Raw genomic sequence first — 15,489 nt, 5'->3', positions numbered from 1 at the left:
GCCGCGGTGGTCCTCACGCGGCCCGGTATCGATTGGGTCCCGGTCCCGACGTACGGCGCTCAGTGAAGGCGCCGCGACGTCACTTGCCGAGAAGCTTCTTGATCTTCGCGGCGTCGCCCGGGGCCATCTCGGCGTTGCCGGTGAGGCGACGCGTCACGCGGGACGACTTGTGCTCGAGCAGGTGGCGCTTGCCGGCGCGCTCACGGAGCACCTTGCCGGAGCCGGTGATCTTGAAGCGCTTGCTGGCACCGCTGTGCGACTTGTTCTTCGGCATAGCGCCGTTCTCTCCTCGTCGGTGGCGCTCCGATGCCCGGTCGTGAAACCGGGCACGGATGGAGCGTCGCTCTTGTATCGGTTACGTCCTGGGGACGGTGTCCCCGGGGGTCACGCTTCGGCGGGAGCCTCGGCCTGCACCTCGTCGGGTGCCTCGGCGTCCACCTCGTCCGACTCCGCGGCGTTCTGCGACTTGCCGGGGTTGGCCTTCGCGTCCGCCTTGCGGGCTTCCTGCGCCTGGCGAGCCTCGGCCATCGCCTCGGTCTTCTTCTTGTGCGGACCGAGGACCATGATCATGTTTCGGCCGTCCTGCTTCGGGTTCGACTCCACGAACCCGAGGTCGGCCACGTCCTCCGCGAGACGCTGCAGCAGTCGGTAGCCGAGCTCCGGCCGGGACTGCTCGCGACCACGGAACATGATCGTGATCTTGACCTTGTCGCCCTGCTTGAGGAACCGGACGACGTGACCCTTCTTGGTGTCATAGTCGTGCGGGTCGATCTTCGGCCGGAGCTTCATCTCCTTGATGACCGTGTGCGCCTGGTTCTTGCGCGCCTCACGGGCCTTCATGGCCGACTCGTACTTGAACTTCCCGTAGTCCATGAGCTTGCACACGGGCGGACGGGCGTTCGCCGCGACCTCGACGAGATCGAGGTCGTACTCCTGCGCAAGCTCCAGGGCCTTGGCAAGCGGGACAATCCCGACCTGCTCGCCGCTGGGACCGACAAGTCGCACCTCGGGAACGCGAATCCGGTCGTTGATGCGGGGCTCGGCGCTGATGGATCCTCCTCGGTAGCACCACGCGACGGTCTGGCGGACAGCCGCGTAACGTCTGTGTTCGATAGACCTAACCGCGCCGGCGCAACAAAAATGCCCCGGACGATCACAGGCGGGGCTCCTCGGACTACTACCGGAGCACCGCCGCGATGGCCGCGGGGCGCGATTTCGGGCCGGTCGCCGCCGCTGGGACGGGACCGCCTGACCGGTGACCCGCCGTCCGTGGGACGGCCAGGTGGGAGTTCGGAGCCTCCACTTGTGGGCCGGACCCGCTGCCGTGGGGCGTGCGTGTCCGACCGGTCGTTACACAAGGTTAGCAGCTCCGGAACGCGTGCACCAACCGGCTGTCGCCCGCCCCTCCTGCTGTCAAGAGGGCCGGTGCGGGGCCCTATCGTGTGCGGCATGAGTGAGACCCCTCCTGAGACGCCCGACTTCGACGCCATGACCCGCGACATCGCGGAGGTCCCCGCGGTCGAGGTGATCGTGACGGTCGCCGTCAACCTGATGAGCGCCGCCGCCGTGAAGCTGGGCCTGAGCGAGGAGGGCGAGTCGCACAAGGACCTGGACGAGGCCCGCAAGCTGGTGCACGCGCTGGCCGGTCTGCTCGACGCGACGGCGACCGAGATCAGCTCCTTCCACGCGGCTCCGCTGCGCGACGGCCTGAAGTCGCTCCAGCTGGCCTTCCGCGAGGCGTCGCTCGTCCCGGACGAGCCGGGCCAGGGTCCGGGCGAGAAGTACACCGGCCCGGTCTACGGCTGAGCCGTCACCGTCGGCGTCAGCGACTGACGCTGTCCCGCACGTACAAGGGCTCGCCCGGCGGCGTCGCCCCGGCCGACAGCAGTGCCAGGTCGAGGCCGCGCTCCAGGCGGGCCCTCAGCGTCTCGTCGGCGGCCAGTCGTTCGGCGACGGCCCGGGCGGCCTTCGCCGGGTCCACCGCGGGATCCAGGAGCAGCGCCAGCGTTCCGTCGGCCGGTCCCGGCCCGAGGTGGGCGCGGAGTACGGCGGGCTCGGCGGCCACGGCGGCGCGTACCGCCCGGGCGACGGCCGGGTCGGCGAGCGGATCGGTCGTCGTACGGCCCTCGGCCAGCGCCAGCAGCACCTTTCCGGTCAGCTCGAACGGCACCGGTCCGGCCAGGTCCAGTACGACCGTGTCCGCCTTCTCGTGCGCGGCGGCCCGCAACGCCTGGTGCACGGGTACGGCGACGGGACGGGCGCCGGGGTCCCAGCGGGCGAGCGAGTCGGTGGACGTGAAGGCGGGCAGGGCGGTACGGCCGCCGGCCTTCAGCGTCGGCACCGCCATGTCGCTGGTCTTCTCGCGGCGCAGCCCCTTCTCGTCCTCTTCGGCCTCCCCGAGGACGGCCACGACCGGCACGAGCAGCCGGGCGTCCGCCAGCGCCTCCAGCACGGGTGTCAGAGCGGTGCGGTCCTCGGCCCAGGCGGCGAGCGCCGCGCTCAGCCGGGGGTCGGCGGAGCCGTCGTCGTCGGAGTAGCCGGAGTCGGGGATGTTCTTGTTCGCCACGGTCCCCGAGCCTATCGGGGGGCTCACGCGCGCCCGGGTGCGGGCGGCGTCGTATCGTCGTCGGCCTCGGTACCCGTGGGCGGGGAGGCATCGGTGGAGACGGTCGGGCCGGTCGTGGACCGTGACGCGGTGCTGGCCGCGGCCATGGCGTCGGTGACCGTGGCGGACGGCGCCGAGGTGTCGGTGGCGGTGCTCGACGCGGAAACGGGCGAGAGCGCCTCGTACGGCGCGGGTGTCTTCGACACGGCGAGCATCGTCAAGGTCGACATCCTGGCGGCGCTGCTGCTGCGGGCGCAGGACACGGGGCGGGCGCTGACCGCCGAGGAGAGGGCGTACGCCCTCGCCATGATCGGGAACAGTGACAACGAACCGGCGTCGGCGCTGTGGCGGGCCATCGGGACTGCGGACGGGCTCGACGCCGCGAACGAACGCTTCGGGCTCACGGGGACCGAGGGCGGGGACGGCCCGCTGTGGGGGCTGACGCAGACCACGGCCGCCGACCAGGTCACGCTGTTGCGCCAGGTGTTCCTGGCGGACGGTTCGCAACTGAGCGCGGCCTCACGGGCGTACGTGCGGGGGCTGATGGGGCGGATCGCCGACGGCCAGCGGTGGGGGGTGTCGGCGGCGGCCGACGGCGGTGACGGCGGGGCGTGGGCGCTGAAGAACGGGTGGCTGCGGCGCGGCACCACCGGGTTGTGGGTGGTCAACAGCATCGGGCGGGTCACGTCGGAGGGCCGCGACCATCTGGTGGCGGTGCTGTCGCGGGGCAGCGCGACCCTGGCGGAGGGGGTCTTTCTGACCGAGACGGCGGCGAAGGCGGCGGTGTCCGTGTCCGCCGGCGCGGGCGGGCACGTCCGGGGGCAGAGGCCGTCGTAGCGGGCGGCGGAGCCCGGGGCCAGAAGTCGTCGTAGCGGGCGGCGGCCCCCAGGGCCAAAGGTCGTCGTAGCGGGCGGCGGTCCCCGGGGCCACAAGCCTTCGTGACGGGCGGCGGCGCCCGGGGTCAGATGTCGTCGTGGCGTTCGCGGCGGCCCCGCCACAGGACGACGGCCGCGACGATCATGACACCGCCCGCGCCGCCGGCCAGCGGGGCCGCCCAGGCCGACGTGTCGTCGTCGGAGGCGGGGGCGTCCGGGCCGGAACCGAAGTACTCCTCGCCGTACGCCGCCGCCTTCAGTCCCTCGGGCTTCAGTCGTCCGGCCGCCTCGATGGCGGCGGCGGGGTCGACGAAGCCGTAGCCGCGGGAGTCGTCGCGGCCCTTGGCGGGGGCGTTGCGGGCGGTGTCCTCCAGGACGTTCTTGACCTGGGCCGGGGTGAGGTCCGGGTGGGCCGACCTCACCAGGGCGGCGGCACCCGAGACGAAGGCGGAGGCGGCGCTGGTGCCCCAGCCCTCGTAGTACCGGTGGTCGGGGTCGGCGATGATCACGTCGACGCCGGGGGCGCTGACCGTGGCGTACCAGCGGCGGGTGGAGAACGAGGCGCGGGTTCCGTAGCGGTCGACCGCGGTCGCGGCGATCACGCCCGGGTAGGCGGCCGGGTAGGAGATGTGGTCGCCCTTCTCGCCGCCGTTGCCGGCCGAGGCGACGACGACCACGCCCTTCTTCAGCGCGTACTGGATGGCCTCGTCCTCGGCGGGTTCGGGGTGGGCGGAGGCGGAGTCGTCGCCGAGAGAGAGGTTGACGATGTCGGCGCCGTGGTCGGCGGCCCAGCGGATGCCCTCGGCGAGGGCGTTGCCGCGGGTCTTGCGGGCCTCGGCCCGGGAGTCGTCGCCGTCCTCCAGGATCACGCGCAGCGGCAGGATCTTCGCCTGTGGGGCGATGCCCATGACGCCCTCGGCGTTGCCGGGCCCGTGACCGTGGCCGGCGATGATCCCGGCCATCGCGGTGCCGTGCCGGGCCCATTCGCGGTCGCCCTCGCTCGCGCCGAAGCCGACCAGGTCCTTGCCGGGGAGGACGTTGCCGGCCAGGTCGGGGTGGTCGGCCTCGACGCCGGTGTCCAGGACGGCGACGGTGACGCCGGCGCCCTGGGTGGTGCGCCACGCCTCCTGGGTGTGCATGGCGTCCAGGGCCCACTGCTGGGCACGGATGCCGTCGGCGTGCGCGGCGGGGGCCGGGACGAGGACGAGGGCGGCGGCGAGGAGCAGGCTCAGGGTTCCTGTCCTGCGGGTCCGGGCCCCGGCGGTGTTCACGACGGTGCCGATGGGGTTCACGACGGGTGCTCCGTGGCCGGGCCGACGTTCTTGCGCAGGGCGCGTTCGACGCGGTCGGCGAGGCCCTGCGCCTCGTGGCCGAGTCCGGCCTGGGCGGGGGCCGAGGTGGCGCCGGACTCCATGGCCTCCTCGGCGGGTTCCGGCTCGCCGGCGGCGCGGCCGTCGGCCCAGCCGGAGACGGCGTAGACGACGACGGGGGCGTCGGTGAGGACGGAGACGGTCCACGCGGCGCGTTGCCGGGCGCCGAAGCCGGCGGCGGCGGTGTCCTTCGCGGCGTACGGCAGCGGCATGAGGTCGGCGCGGCGGTCCAGGCCCTCCTTCTCGAACCTGCCCGCCAGTGAGGTCATGGCGGCGGCGTCGGCCTTGGCGAAGAGCAGGCCCACGGTGGTGACGTGGCTCTGGGTGGCGTCGGTGTAGGTGGCGCGCAGCAGGCGCCGGCAGCCGACCGGCTCGAGGACCTTGGCCAGCAGCGGGTCGAAGGCGCGCTCGCAGTCGCTGTCGGGGGCGACGGCGACCCGCGTCCAGGTGCGGTCGGCGCCGCCGGGTCCGGCGCCCTGCCCCCGCACGGTGGGCGGGAACAGCCGGTCGACCGGGACGCTGTGCCACAGCCCTGCGGCCTCCGTGAACGCGCTGCGCGCGCCACCGTCCCCGGAGTCGCCGGCGAGCCAGCTGCCGGTGACGGCACCGGTGACGAGTCCCATGCCGAGCACGAGACAGACGGCCGCGGCGACGGCCTGGGGCCGCAGCCGCCCACCGAGCGGACGCGGCCGGGCGAGCCCGTCGTACCCCTCGGGCGCCCCGAACGACACACGTGGCCGCCCGTCGCCGGGCACCATGGGGGCGCTCCAGGACAGGGCGGGGTCGGGAGCGCCGAGGGAGCCGCCCGGCGGCTCGGCCGCCGGACGCGGCTTCTGTTCCGGCCCCTGCCGCTCCCCTTCCGGTTCCCGCACCGGCTGCGGTTGCGGCTGCGGCTCCTGTTCCGGTTCCGGCTCCGGTGGGATCGGCCGGAGGCGTCTGGTCGTCTCGGACGGGCTCTGGGCGGGGACGCCGGGGTGGTGGGCGGGAGGGCCGGCCGGACGCCGCGGCGGTTCCGCCTGCGACGCGGCGCCGCCAGGCGGCGACTCGGCGGGGGCGTCCGTACGGCGTGGCGGGGATCCGGCGGCGCGGGCGGCCTGTGCCGGACCGCTCCCGCCCGGGGCCCGGTGGCCCACGGCCGGCGGGGCGTCGGGGAAGCGGGCGGAGGCGCGCGGAGGCGGGGGCGCGGGGTCGGTGCCGCGGGAGCGGACGGGGCGGAATCGCGGGGAGGGCGGCCTGGCGCTCCCGGAGGCACCGTCCCCGGACGGCGCCCGGTCGTCCGACGCGGCGGCCTCCGGCCGTCGCACGCCGTGCCTGTGCTCCTGCCCCTCGCCCGCCGCCCGCGTCGGTGCGGGGCGTGGCGGGACGGCCGGGTGGGGCGGCGCGGCAGGGCGTGGCGGGGTGTCCGGGCGGGCCGGCGCCCCGGGGCGCGCGTCGGCGCGAGGGGGCGTGCCCGGACGGGACGGTGTACCCGGGCGCACGTCGGCGCCGGGGGGCGCGTCGGCGGCGCGACGAGAGGGCACCTCGGCGCGAGGGGGCGTGTCGGGGCGAGGCGGGGTGCCGGTGTCCGGAAGGGTGTCCGGGCGAGGCGGGGCCGAGGGGTGCGGAAGGGCGTCGGGGCGGGGCGGGGTCGAGGGGTGCGGGGGAAGGGAGGCCCGGCGTGCTTCCGTGCTCATGCACCCCCCGTTTCCTCGGGCCCGGGCCGTTCTCCGACGCGGGCCGGTGATGTGGTCTCCTGCCCCGGCCCGGCGCGGACCGATCCGTCCCGGGCACGCATACCCGCACGGGCCGACCGCCGTCCCGGCGGGCCCCGGGGTCCCGCCGCCCGGGCCGTCGCGCCGTGCGTGCGCGTCACTCTACGGCGTGACCCCACCCGGCGGGGAACCAGTCCGCGCGCCCGTGGCATTGGCCCGGAACGTCCCCCTACCCTGCGGTAATCCTGTCTGGCAGGCTGCGTTCATGACTGCGCGCGCCGCTGACCGGGCCCGTTACGACCGGGCCACCGCCCATCTGGACGCCCCAGTGGCGATCGTGGACCTGGAGGCCTTCGACGCCAACGCGGACGACCTGGTCCGCCGGGCCGGCGGGAAGCCGGTCCGGGTCGCCAGCAAGTCCGTACGCTGCCGGGCCCTGCTCGAACGCGCCCTGGCCAGGGACGGTTTCGCGGGCGTCATGTCGTTCACGCTGGCCGAGTCCCTGTGGCTGGCGCGCTCCGGTTTCGAGGACGTCCTGCTCGCCTATCCGTCGGCGGACCGCGCCCGGTACGCCGAGCTGACCGCTGATCCGGGGCTCGCCTCCGCCGTGACCGTGATGATCGACGACCCGGCGCAGCTGAGCATCATCGACGCCGCGCGCGACGGCGGCCGGGAAGTGGTGCGGGTCTGCCTGGAGTTGGACACCTCGCTGAAACTGCTCGGCGGGCGGGTGCGGGTGGGGGCCCGGCGCTCCCCGCTGCACTCCCCCGCCCAGGTCGCCGACCTGGCCCGCGCGGTCGCCCGCCGGCCGGGGTTCGAGGTCGTCGGCATCATGGCGTACGAGGGCCATGTCGCCGGGGTCGGGGACGCGGTGGCCGGCCGGCCACTGCGGTCGCGGGCGGTGCGGCTGATGCAGGCCGCCGCCCGCCGGGAACTCGCCGAGCGGCGGGCCGCGGTGGTGCGGGCGGTGCGGGCCGTGGTGCCGGGCCTCGAGTTCGTCAACGGCGGTGGCACGGGCAGTGTGCAGCACACCGCCGCGGAGGACGCGGTCACGGAGATCGCCGCCGGGTCCGGGCTGTACGTGCCGCGGCTGTTCGACAACTACACGTCGTTCCGGGGCCGTCCGGCGGCCCTGTTCGCCCAGCCCGTCGTACGGCGGCCGGGGGTCGGGGTCGTGGCCGTCCTCGGCGGTGGCTATCCGGCCTCCGGCGCGCCCGGGGCCGACCGGCTGCCGGTGCCGTATCTCCCCGAGGGGCTGCGCTACGACTCCCAGGAGGGCGCCGGTGAGGTGCAGACGCCGCTGATCGGGTCGCCCGCCGACGACCTCCTCATCGGCGACAAGGTGTGGTTCCGGCACGCCAAGGCCGGTGAGCTGTGCGAGCGGTTCGACGCGCTGCACCTGGTGGAGGGGGACGCGGTGACGGCGACGGTGCCGACGTACCGGGGCGAGGGACACGCCTTCCTGTAGGCAGGGCACGCCTTGACCACAGGAAGGGCGCGCCTTCCGCGGGCCGGCCGGGTCAGCTCGACGGGCCGATGCCGCTGCCGACCCCGCCGCCGGTGTCCGCGTCGCCGACGGGCCGGATGCCCTCGGTGATGCGGTCCATGACGTCGAGCGGCGGCCCGTCCTCTCCGGCGTCGAAGACGTAGCGGACGAGGATCGGGGACTCCGTGCCGACGGTGGAGGGGAACACCATCGACTGCACGTACCCGCCGGGGCCCTTGGCCGTCGTCACCCGCCGGCGCACGTAGTACCCGGCGCGTCCGGCCACCGCGACCGGCCCGGACGCCACCTCCTCGTGGGACTCGATGCCGCCGAAGGGCTTGTTGCCGATCAGGTCGCGGTCGTAGGCGTCGTCTGCGGCGTCCTCGATGTCCTCCTCGGCGAGGGCCTTCGGGGCGGACTCGGCGTTCGCCGTGACGGTGCGGGAGATGACGAGACCGTGCCGGCACACACTGCCGTCGGCGGGGCAGTCGTAGGTGCCGTCCGTGGTCATCATGACGTCGTTCTGGGCGATGTGCTCCGGCCGGGCCCAGCCGTCCGGCAGCGGGAAGGTGATGCCGTTGAGCGGGTCCTCGACCACGGCCGGGTCGTCGGCGGAGGGTTCGGAGGGCGTCGGCGAGGGGGCCGGCTCCGTGCTCGCCGGTGCCGGGCCGGGGGCGGTCGCCGTGGCCGGCGGGGTCCGCGCGTCGGGGCCGGCGCCGTCGTCCTCGCCGAGGACGAGAACGCCGGTGACGACCGCCGCGACCAGCACGGCCGCGGCGGTGACGAGGGCGACGGTCTTGGCACGCCCGGTGCCGGCGCCCGGCTGCCGCGGTGGCCGTTGCTGGAGCGGTTGCTGGAGCGGCTGCTGGAGCGGCTGCTGGAGCGGCTGCTGGGCCGCGCCGTACCCAGTGGTCCCGGGCGCGCGCCGGTGCTCCGTCCAGGTCGTGCCGTCCCACCAGCGTTCCTGGTACGGGGCCGACGGATCGCGGTACCAGCCGGGCGGCGGCGTCATGCTCATCCCGGCACCTTAGGACGTTGTCCGCGCCCGGCTACAGCGGTGTGACGTACGCCCCGGAGATCCCGCCGTCCACCAGGAAGTCGGCGGCGTTGACGAAGGAGGAGTCGTCGCTGGCCAGGAACGCGACGGCGGCGGCGATCTCCTCGGCCTCGGCGAACCGCCCGAGCGGGATGTGGACGAGGCGGCGCGCGGCCCGCTCCGGGTCCTTGGCGAACAGCTCCCGCAGCAGCGGCGTGTTGACCGGGCCGGGGCACAGGGCGTTGACGCGGATGCCCTCCCGCGCGAACTGCACGCCCAGTTCACGCGACATGGCGAGGACACCGCCCTTGGACGCGGTGTACGAGATCTGCGAGGTCGCCGCGCCCATCCGGGCCACGAAGGACGCGGTGTTGATGATGGACCCCCTGCCCTGGCGCCGCATGTAGGGGATGGCGGCTTTGCAGCACAGGTAGACGGAGGTGAGGTTGACCTCCTGGACGCGCTTCCAGGCCTCCAGGCCGGTCTCCAGGATGGAGTCGTCGTCGGGCGGGGAGACACCGGCGTTGTTGAACGCGACGTCGACGCTGCCGTAGGTGTCGTACGCCGCCTTGAACAGCGCCTCGACCTGCTCGGGGTCGGTGACGTCGACCCTGACGAAGGTGCCGCCGGTCTCCTCGGCCGCGGCCGAGCCCCGGGTCTCGTCCACGTCGCCGCAGACGACGTGCGCCCCCTCGGAGGCGAGCCGGCGGACCGTCGCGAGACCGATGCCGCTGCCGGCTCCGGTGACGACGGCGGTACGGCCTACGAGCCTGCGGCAGACGATGTCTTCGCTCACTGTGCGGACTCCTCCGTGCTGGACGGGACGTTGCTGACGAAGACGTTCTTGGTCTCGGTGAAGGCGGTCAGCGCGTCCGGGCCGAGTTCGCGGCCGAGGCCGGACTGCTTGAAGCCGCCGAAGGGCGTCCAGTAGCGGACGCCGGCGTGGGAGTTGACGGACAGGTTCCCGGCGCGGACCGCGCTCGACACGCGCAGGGCACGGCCGACGTCCCGGGTCCAGAGCGAGCCGGCCAGGCCGTAGTCGGTGGCGTTGGCCAGGCGGATCGCGTCGGCCTCGTCCTCGAAGGGCAGGACGACGGCGACGGGCCCGAAGACCTCCTCGACGGCCACGCGGGCGTGCGCGTCGACACCGGTCAGGACGGTGGGCGGGAACCAGAAACCGGGGCCGCCCTCGGGCGCCCTGCCGCGGATGCCGTCGGCGTCGGCGGGGACGTAGGAGCGGACGCGCTCCAGTTGGGCCCGGGAGATCAGGGGGCCCATGTCGGTCCGTTCGTCGGCCGGGTCACCGACGAGGACGGACTCGATCGCGGGGGCGAGGAGGGCGAGGAAGCGGTCGTACACCGTGCGCTGGACCAGGACGCGGGTGCGGGCGCAGCAGTCCTGGCCGCAGTTGTCGAGGAAGGACATGGGCGCGGTGGCGGCGGCGGCCTCGATGTCGGCGTCGGCGAAGACGATGTTGGGGCTCTTCCCGCCGAGTTCGAGGGTGACGGGCTTGAGGAGCGCCGCGGCCTTGGCCGCCACCCGCCGGCCCACGGGCGTCGACCCGGTGAACACGATCTTCGCCACGCCCGGGTGTCCGACGAGCGCGTCGCCCGCGACGGGCCCGTGTCCGGGCAGCACCTGGAACAGGCCCTCGGGCAGTCCGGCCGCCAGGGCCAGCTCGGCCAGGCGGAGCGCGGTCAGCGGGGTCGTCTCGGCGGGCTTGAGGAGTACGGCGTTGCCCGCCGCCAGTGCCGGGGTGGTGCCCCAGGCGGCGATCGGCATGGGGAAGTTCCAGGGCGCGATGACGCCGACGACGCCGAGGGGTTCGAGAATCGTCACGTCCAGGCCGCCGGCGACCGGGATCTGCCGTCCGCTGAGCCGCTCCACTCCCCCGGCGGCGTAGTCGAGCAGGTCACGGACGTTTCCCGCCTCCCAGCGGGCGTTGCCGATGGTGTGCCCGGCCTCGCGGACCTCCAGCCGGGCCAGCTCCTCCAGGTGCTCGTCGACGGCGGTGGCGAAGCGGCGCAGCAGCCGGGCGCGGTCACCGGGCGCGAGGGCGGCCCAGGTGGTCTGCGCCCGCGCGGCCCGTACGACGGCGGCGTCGACGTCGGCCGGCGAGGCGGCGGGGACGGTGGCGACGATCTCTTCGGTGGCGGGGTTGAGTACGCGCAGTTCGTGGAGCTCGTGGGACAAGTGGTGCCTCACATGCGTTCGAAGGAGCGGCGCAGCTCCCAGTCCGTGACGGCGGCGTCGTAGGCGTCCAGTTCGACGCGCGCCATGTTGCGGTAGTGGGCCACGACCTCGTCGCCGAAGGCGGACTTGGCGAGGGTGCTGTTCTCCCAGAGCTCGGCGGCCTCGCGCAGCGTGGTGGGGACGCGCTCGTAACCGGCGGTGTAGGCGTTGCCCCGGCACGGCTCGGGCAGTTCCAGCCGCTGTTCGACACCGTGCAGTCCGGCCGCGACCATGCCGGCCACCGCGAGGTAGGGGTTGACGTCGCCGCCGGGCAGCCGGTTCTCGAAGCGCAGGGAGCGGCCGTGGCCGACGACGCGCAGGGCGCAGGTGCGGTTGTCGTGGCCCCAGGCTACGGCGGTCGGCGCGAAGGAGCCGGGCTGGAAGCGCTTGTAGGAGTTGATGTGGGGGGCGTACAGGAGGGAGAACTCGCGCAGCGCCAGCAGTTGTCCGGCGAGGAAGTGCCGCATGACCTCCGACATGCCGCCCTCCCCCTCGCCGGCCATGACGCTGTCACCGTCGGCGTCCGCGAGGGAGAGGTGGACGTGGCAGGAGTTGCCCTCGCGCTCGTCGTACTTGGCCATGAAGGTGAGGGACATGCCCTCCTGGGCGGCGATCTCCTTGGCGCCGGTCTTGTAGACCGCGTGCTGGTCGCAGGTGACCAGGGCCTCGTCGTAGCGGAAGACGATCTCGTGCTGGCCGGGGTTGCACTCGCCCTTGGCGGACTCGACGGTGAGGCCGGCGCCGGCCATCTCGTTGCGGATGCGGCGCAGCAGGGGTTCGACGCGGCCGGTGCCGAGGACCGAGTAGTCGATGTTGTACTGGTTGGCCGGGGTCAGGGCTCGGTAGCCGGCGTCCCAGGCCTGCTCGTAGGTGTCGCGGAAGACGATGAACTCCAGCTCCGTGCCGACCCGTGCGGTCCAGCCGTGTTCGGCGAGCCGCTCCAGCTGGCGGCGCAGGATCTGGCGGGGCGCGGCGAGCACCGGGGAGCCGTCCTCCCAGGCGAGGTCGGCGGCGACGAACGCGGTGCCCTCGTTCCACGGCAGGCGGCGCAGGGTGTCCATGTCGGCGTGCATGGCGAAGTCGCCGTAGCCGCGGTCCCAGGAGGACATCGCGTAGCCGTCGACGGTGTTCATGTCGGCGTCGACGGCGAGGAGGTAGTTGCAGCCCTCGGTGCCGTGTCCCAGGACCTCGTCGAGGAAGAAGCGCGCGGCGAACCGCTTGCCCTGGAGGCGTCCCTGCATGTCGGGAAAGGCGAGGACGACGGTGTCGATGTCACCGGCGGCGACGAGGGCGTGCAGTTCCTCGACCCCGAGTGGGGGTGTGCGGTCTGGCACGGGGAGAGCCTCCTTGTGGCCGGGAGCCATAAGGTATGGCGGGGAACCATTGCTTGGGAAGGGGGCGCGGCCGCATGCCGGAGGAAACCGGCGGGAGTGTGACGGACCGGCTCGCACCGGTGCTGCGGACGGTGCGGGCCGGCAACGGCTTCGAGGAGGCGCTGGAGCAGATCCTCCAGGTCGTCAGGCTGGGCCTGGTGTCGGGGGGCGAGCGGCTGCCGGCCGAGCGGGAGCTGGCGGAGCGGCTGGGGATCAGCCGGGTGACGCTGCGCGAGGTGCTGCGGGTGCTCCAGGACCAAGGGCTGGTCCAGGCGCGGCGCGGCCGGTACGGCGGAACGTTCGTGCTGCCGCGAACGGACGCGGGCGGCGAGGACGAGCTGCGGCGCCGGGTCGCCGGGGTCGACATCGAGGACGTGCTGCGCTTCCGGGAGGTGCTGGAGGTGGGCGCCGCCGGGCTGTGCGCGGCGCACGGGCTGACGGACGCGCGGGCGGCACGGCTGCGGGAGGCGCTGGCCGGCACGCGGGACGCCCCTCTGGCCCAGTACCGGCGGCTGGACACGATGCTGCACCTCACCCTCGCCGAGCTGTGCGGCTCACCGGCCCTGGCGGCGCAGTACGCGGCCGTCCGGGCCACCCTGAACGACCTGCTGGACTGCATCCCGCTGCTGGTGCGCAACCTGGAGCACTCCCAGCGGCAGCACATCGCGCTGGTGGACGCCGTGCTCGACGGGGACGCGGAGGCGGCGCGGGAGATCGCGCGGGAGCACTGCGCGGGGACGGCGGCGCTGCTGCGCGGGTTTCTGACGTGAGCGTCCTGCGCGGGCGCGTGCCGCACGGGCGCGTGCCGCACGTCGCGCGGCAAAGGTGTGCCGGCGACCCATTGGCAGGACGATTCACCCACGGTCCATCGACGGTTCGTTGCCAGGAGGTCGGATGGCGGGCAGGCCGCTGATCGGCGTCAGTACGTATCTGGAGTCCGGGGCGCGCTGGGGCGTGTGGGAGCTGGAGGCGGCGCTGTTGCCGGCCGGGTACCCGCGGCTCGTGCAGCGGGCGGGCGGACTGGCCGTGATGCTGCCGCCGGACGCGCCGGAGCACGCCGCCGCCACCGTCGCCCGCCTCGACGGGCTGGTGATCGCGGGCGGCCCGGACGTGGAGCCGGTCCGCTACGGCGCCGAGCCCGGCCCGCGCACCGGCCCGCCCGCCCGGGCCCGGGACACGTGGGAGCTGGCGCTCATCGGGGCGGCCCTGACCGCGCGCGTGCCGCTGCTGGGCATCTGCCGGGGCATGCAGCTGCTCAACGTCGCCCTGGGCGGCACCCTCGTCCAGCACATCGAGGGCCACGCCGAGGTGGTGGGCGTGTTCGGGGGCCACCCGGTCACACCGGTGCCGGGGTCGCTGTACGCCGGTGCCGTACCCGAGGAGACGTTCGTGCCGACGTACCACCACCAGGCGGTGGACCGGCTCGGCACGGGTCTCGTCGCGTCGGCCCACGCGGCGGACGGCACGGTGGAGGCCGTCGAACTGCCGTCCGCCCCGGGCTGGGTCCTCGGTGTGCAGTGGCATCCGGAGATGGACAAGGACGTACGGGTGATGCGGGCACTGGTGGACGCGGCGCGGCCGGACCGAGCCGAGACCACTCCCGCGATGCCGGGGACGAGTCCTCGGGTCCGGTGATGGCGGCCGTGGCGGGGCGCCGGGAAGAGCGGACCGGTGCGCGCGAGCCGCCCCGCGCCGGGCCCGGCTCCGGGCTTCGGGCTCCGGGCTCCGGGCTCCGGGTCCGGGTCCGGACCGACGGAGTACCCGACGCGCCCGCCTTCGAGACCCTCGGGACGGGACCCGCCGTGGCGCCCCCCGGCGGTCCTACCCCCGGGTCAGTGACAGCAGTTGCCGGGCCGGGCCCGTCGGGCGATGGCCGGTGGGCCACACCGCTCGTAGGTCCCGGGCCAGCGCGACGTCCGCCACGGGGACGCTCACCAGCCGCCGGGTGGTGAGCTCCTCGCCGACGGCGAGTTCGCTGAGGACGGAGGGGCCGGCGCCGCTCACGGCCGCGGCCTTCACCGCGGTGGTCGACGAGAGTTCGATCAGGGGGCGGGCCAGACCGCCCAGGGCCGCGTCCAGCACCTGCCGGGTGCCCGAACCCTTCTCCCGGAGGATCAGCGGGGTCGCCGCCAGTTCCGCCGCCGCGAGCGGGCGCCGCCGACGGGCCCACGGGTGGCCCGGTGCGGTCACGACGATCAGCCGGTCACGGGCGATGACGGCCGAGTCGAGACCCGCCGGGACACTCACCCCCTCCACGAAACCCAGGTCGGCCTCGCCGGACAACAGGCGCTCCGCCACCGCCGCGGAGTTCCCGGCGAGCAGCGAGACCGCCGTGTCCGGCAGCTGGGAGCGCAGCGCGACCAGCCAGCCCGGCAGCAGGTACTCCGCGATCGTCATGCTCGCCGCCACCCGCAGCCGCGAGTCCCGCCGGTCCCGCAGCGCCTGCGCGCCCGCGTCGAACGCCTCGGCCGCCTCCACGATCCGGCGCGCCCAGTCCGTGACCAGCGCGCCGGCGTCGGTCAGCCGGGAACCGCGCGGCGACCGGTCCACCAGGGCCACCCCCAGCTGACGTTCCATCGAGCGGACGCGGCTGCTGGCGGCCGGCTGCGTGATGCCCAGCTCGCGCGCCGCCCCGCCGAGGCTGCCCAGGCGCGCCACCGCCAGCAGCAGCTCCATCGCCCCGAGATCCGGTACCCGGTGCGCCAGCGAGCCCGTCGCGTGCCGCCCTGGTGCCTCCTGTCCGCCCTCCGTACCGCCCGTACCACCCGCACTGCTGCCCATAACCCCAGCTTATGCCCTCATAGGAACAGGGCCCCTGGTC

General features: G+C 74.5%; 15 protein-coding genes. 5 read left to right on the top strand and 10 right to left on the bottom strand.

Going from position 1 to position 15,489, the window contains the following annotated elements; genetic code table 11:
• Window positions 1–79 precede the first annotated feature (79 nt).
• Together rpmI and infC are read right to left on the bottom strand one after the other, a co-directional pair.
• Complete coding sequence (rpmI, locus tag ACH4NX_RS24075) at window positions 80–274, bottom strand: 50S ribosomal protein L35 (protein ID WP_003977225.1); 195 nt, start codon at window positions 272–274, stop codon at window positions 80–82.
• Between the two features lie 110 nt (window positions 275–384).
• A complete protein-coding gene (gene infC, locus ACH4NX_RS24070) occupies window positions 385–1,050 on the bottom strand; it encodes a translation initiation factor IF-3 (RefSeq protein WP_351401369.1) in 666 nt (221 codons plus the stop codon).
• Between the two features lie 399 nt (window positions 1,051–1,449).
• Here infC and ACH4NX_RS24065 point away from each other — a divergent pair, with 399 nt between their 5' ends.
• Complete coding sequence (locus tag ACH4NX_RS24065; RefSeq protein ID WP_351401358.1) at window positions 1,450–1,806, top strand: DUF1844 domain-containing protein; 357 nt, start codon at window positions 1,450–1,452, stop codon at window positions 1,804–1,806.
• A 16-nt stretch (window positions 1,807–1,822) separates the two neighbouring features.
• On the opposite strand, the gene ACH4NX_RS24060 is transcribed toward ACH4NX_RS24065, so the two are convergent.
• Entirely contained in the window at window positions 1,823–2,566 is a 744-nt protein-coding gene (locus tag ACH4NX_RS24060) for an SseB family protein (protein ID WP_398128419.1), read from the bottom strand.
• 93 nt (window positions 2,567–2,659) lie between these two features.
• On the opposite strand from ACH4NX_RS24060, the gene ACH4NX_RS24055 reads away from it, so the two are divergent.
• Complete coding sequence (locus ACH4NX_RS24055) at window positions 2,660–3,442, top strand: serine hydrolase (RefSeq protein ID WP_398128420.1); 783 nt, start codon at window positions 2,660–2,662, stop codon at window positions 3,440–3,442.
• A 124-nt stretch (window positions 3,443–3,566) separates the two neighbouring features.
• Here ACH4NX_RS24055 and mycP read toward each other — a convergent pair whose 3' ends face one another.
• Both mycP and ACH4NX_RS24045 read right to left on the bottom strand, forming a co-directional pair.
• The gene (gene mycP, locus ACH4NX_RS24050; protein WP_398128421.1) at window positions 3,567–4,772 is read right to left on the bottom strand and encodes a type VII secretion-associated serine protease mycosin; all 1,206 of its coding nucleotides are present in this window, start codon (window positions 4,770–4,772) and stop codon (window positions 3,567–3,569) included.
• Window positions 4,769–5,722 (bottom strand): hypothetical protein, encoded by a 954-nt coding sequence (locus ACH4NX_RS24045; protein ID WP_398128422.1) that lies wholly within the window; start codon window positions 5,720–5,722, stop codon window positions 4,769–4,771. The genes mycP and ACH4NX_RS24045 overlap by 4 nt, the downstream gene beginning before the upstream one ends.
• 1,084 nt (window positions 5,723–6,806) lie before the next feature.
• On the opposite strand from ACH4NX_RS24045, the gene ACH4NX_RS24040 reads away from it, so the two are divergent.
• Window positions 6,807–8,009 (top strand): amino acid deaminase/aldolase, encoded by a 1,203-nt coding sequence (locus ACH4NX_RS24040; protein WP_351396921.1) that lies wholly within the window; start codon window positions 6,807–6,809, stop codon window positions 8,007–8,009.
• A 52-nt stretch (window positions 8,010–8,061) separates the two neighbouring features.
• Here the strand turns inward: ACH4NX_RS24040 and ACH4NX_RS24035 are convergent, their stop codons facing one another.
• From ACH4NX_RS24035 to ACH4NX_RS24020, 4 genes are read right to left on the bottom strand one after another with little or no spacing between them, the layout of a single operon-like run.
• Entirely contained in the window at window positions 8,062–9,039 is a 978-nt protein-coding gene (locus tag ACH4NX_RS24035) for a DUF2510 domain-containing protein (RefSeq protein ID WP_398128440.1), read from the bottom strand.
• 37 nt (window positions 9,040–9,076) lie between these two features.
• Window positions 9,077–9,859, bottom strand: a complete 783-nt coding sequence (locus ACH4NX_RS24030; protein ID WP_351396923.1) for a 3-oxoacyl-ACP reductase — start codon at window positions 9,857–9,859, stop codon at window positions 9,077–9,079.
• Window positions 9,856–11,256, bottom strand: a complete 1,401-nt coding sequence (locus ACH4NX_RS24025; protein WP_398128423.1) for an aldehyde dehydrogenase family protein — start codon at window positions 11,254–11,256, stop codon at window positions 9,856–9,858. Before ACH4NX_RS24025 ends, ACH4NX_RS24030 begins: the two co-directional genes overlap by 4 nt.
• Before the next feature lie 8 nt (window positions 11,257–11,264).
• Complete coding sequence (locus ACH4NX_RS24020) at window positions 11,265–12,629, bottom strand: glutamine synthetase family protein (RefSeq protein ID WP_398128424.1); 1,365 nt, start codon at window positions 12,627–12,629, stop codon at window positions 11,265–11,267.
• Window positions 12,630–12,703: 74 nt separating this feature from the next.
• On the opposite strand from ACH4NX_RS24020, the gene ACH4NX_RS24015 reads away from it, so the two are divergent.
• Both ACH4NX_RS24015 and ACH4NX_RS24010 read left to right on the top strand, forming a co-directional pair.
• Window positions 12,704–13,438 carry an FCD domain-containing protein gene (locus ACH4NX_RS24015; protein ID WP_351396932.1) on the top strand — a complete coding sequence of 245 codons (735 nt, stop codon included), beginning with the start codon at window positions 12,704–12,706 and terminating at the stop codon, window positions 13,436–13,438.
• A 124-nt stretch (window positions 13,439–13,562) separates the two neighbouring features.
• Window positions 13,563–14,303 (top strand): gamma-glutamyl-gamma-aminobutyrate hydrolase family protein, encoded by a 741-nt coding sequence (locus ACH4NX_RS24010; protein ID WP_351396935.1) that lies wholly within the window; start codon window positions 13,563–13,565, stop codon window positions 14,301–14,303.
• Between the two features lie 186 nt (window positions 14,304–14,489).
• Here the strand turns inward: ACH4NX_RS24010 and ACH4NX_RS24005 are convergent, their stop codons facing one another.
• The gene (locus ACH4NX_RS24005) at window positions 14,490–15,449 is read right to left on the bottom strand and encodes a LysR family transcriptional regulator (RefSeq protein ID WP_351396938.1); all 960 of its coding nucleotides are present in this window, start codon (window positions 15,447–15,449) and stop codon (window positions 14,490–14,492) included.
• Window positions 15,450–15,489: the final 40 nt, after the last annotated feature.

The organism is Streptomyces sp. NPDC017225, assembly GCF_044331465.1.
Lineage (GTDB): Bacteria > Actinomycetota > Actinomycetes > Streptomycetales > Streptomycetaceae > Streptomyces.
The sequence above is the reverse complement of the archived record's forward strand: the minus strand, read 5'-3'. Positions and strand labels throughout refer to the sequence as shown.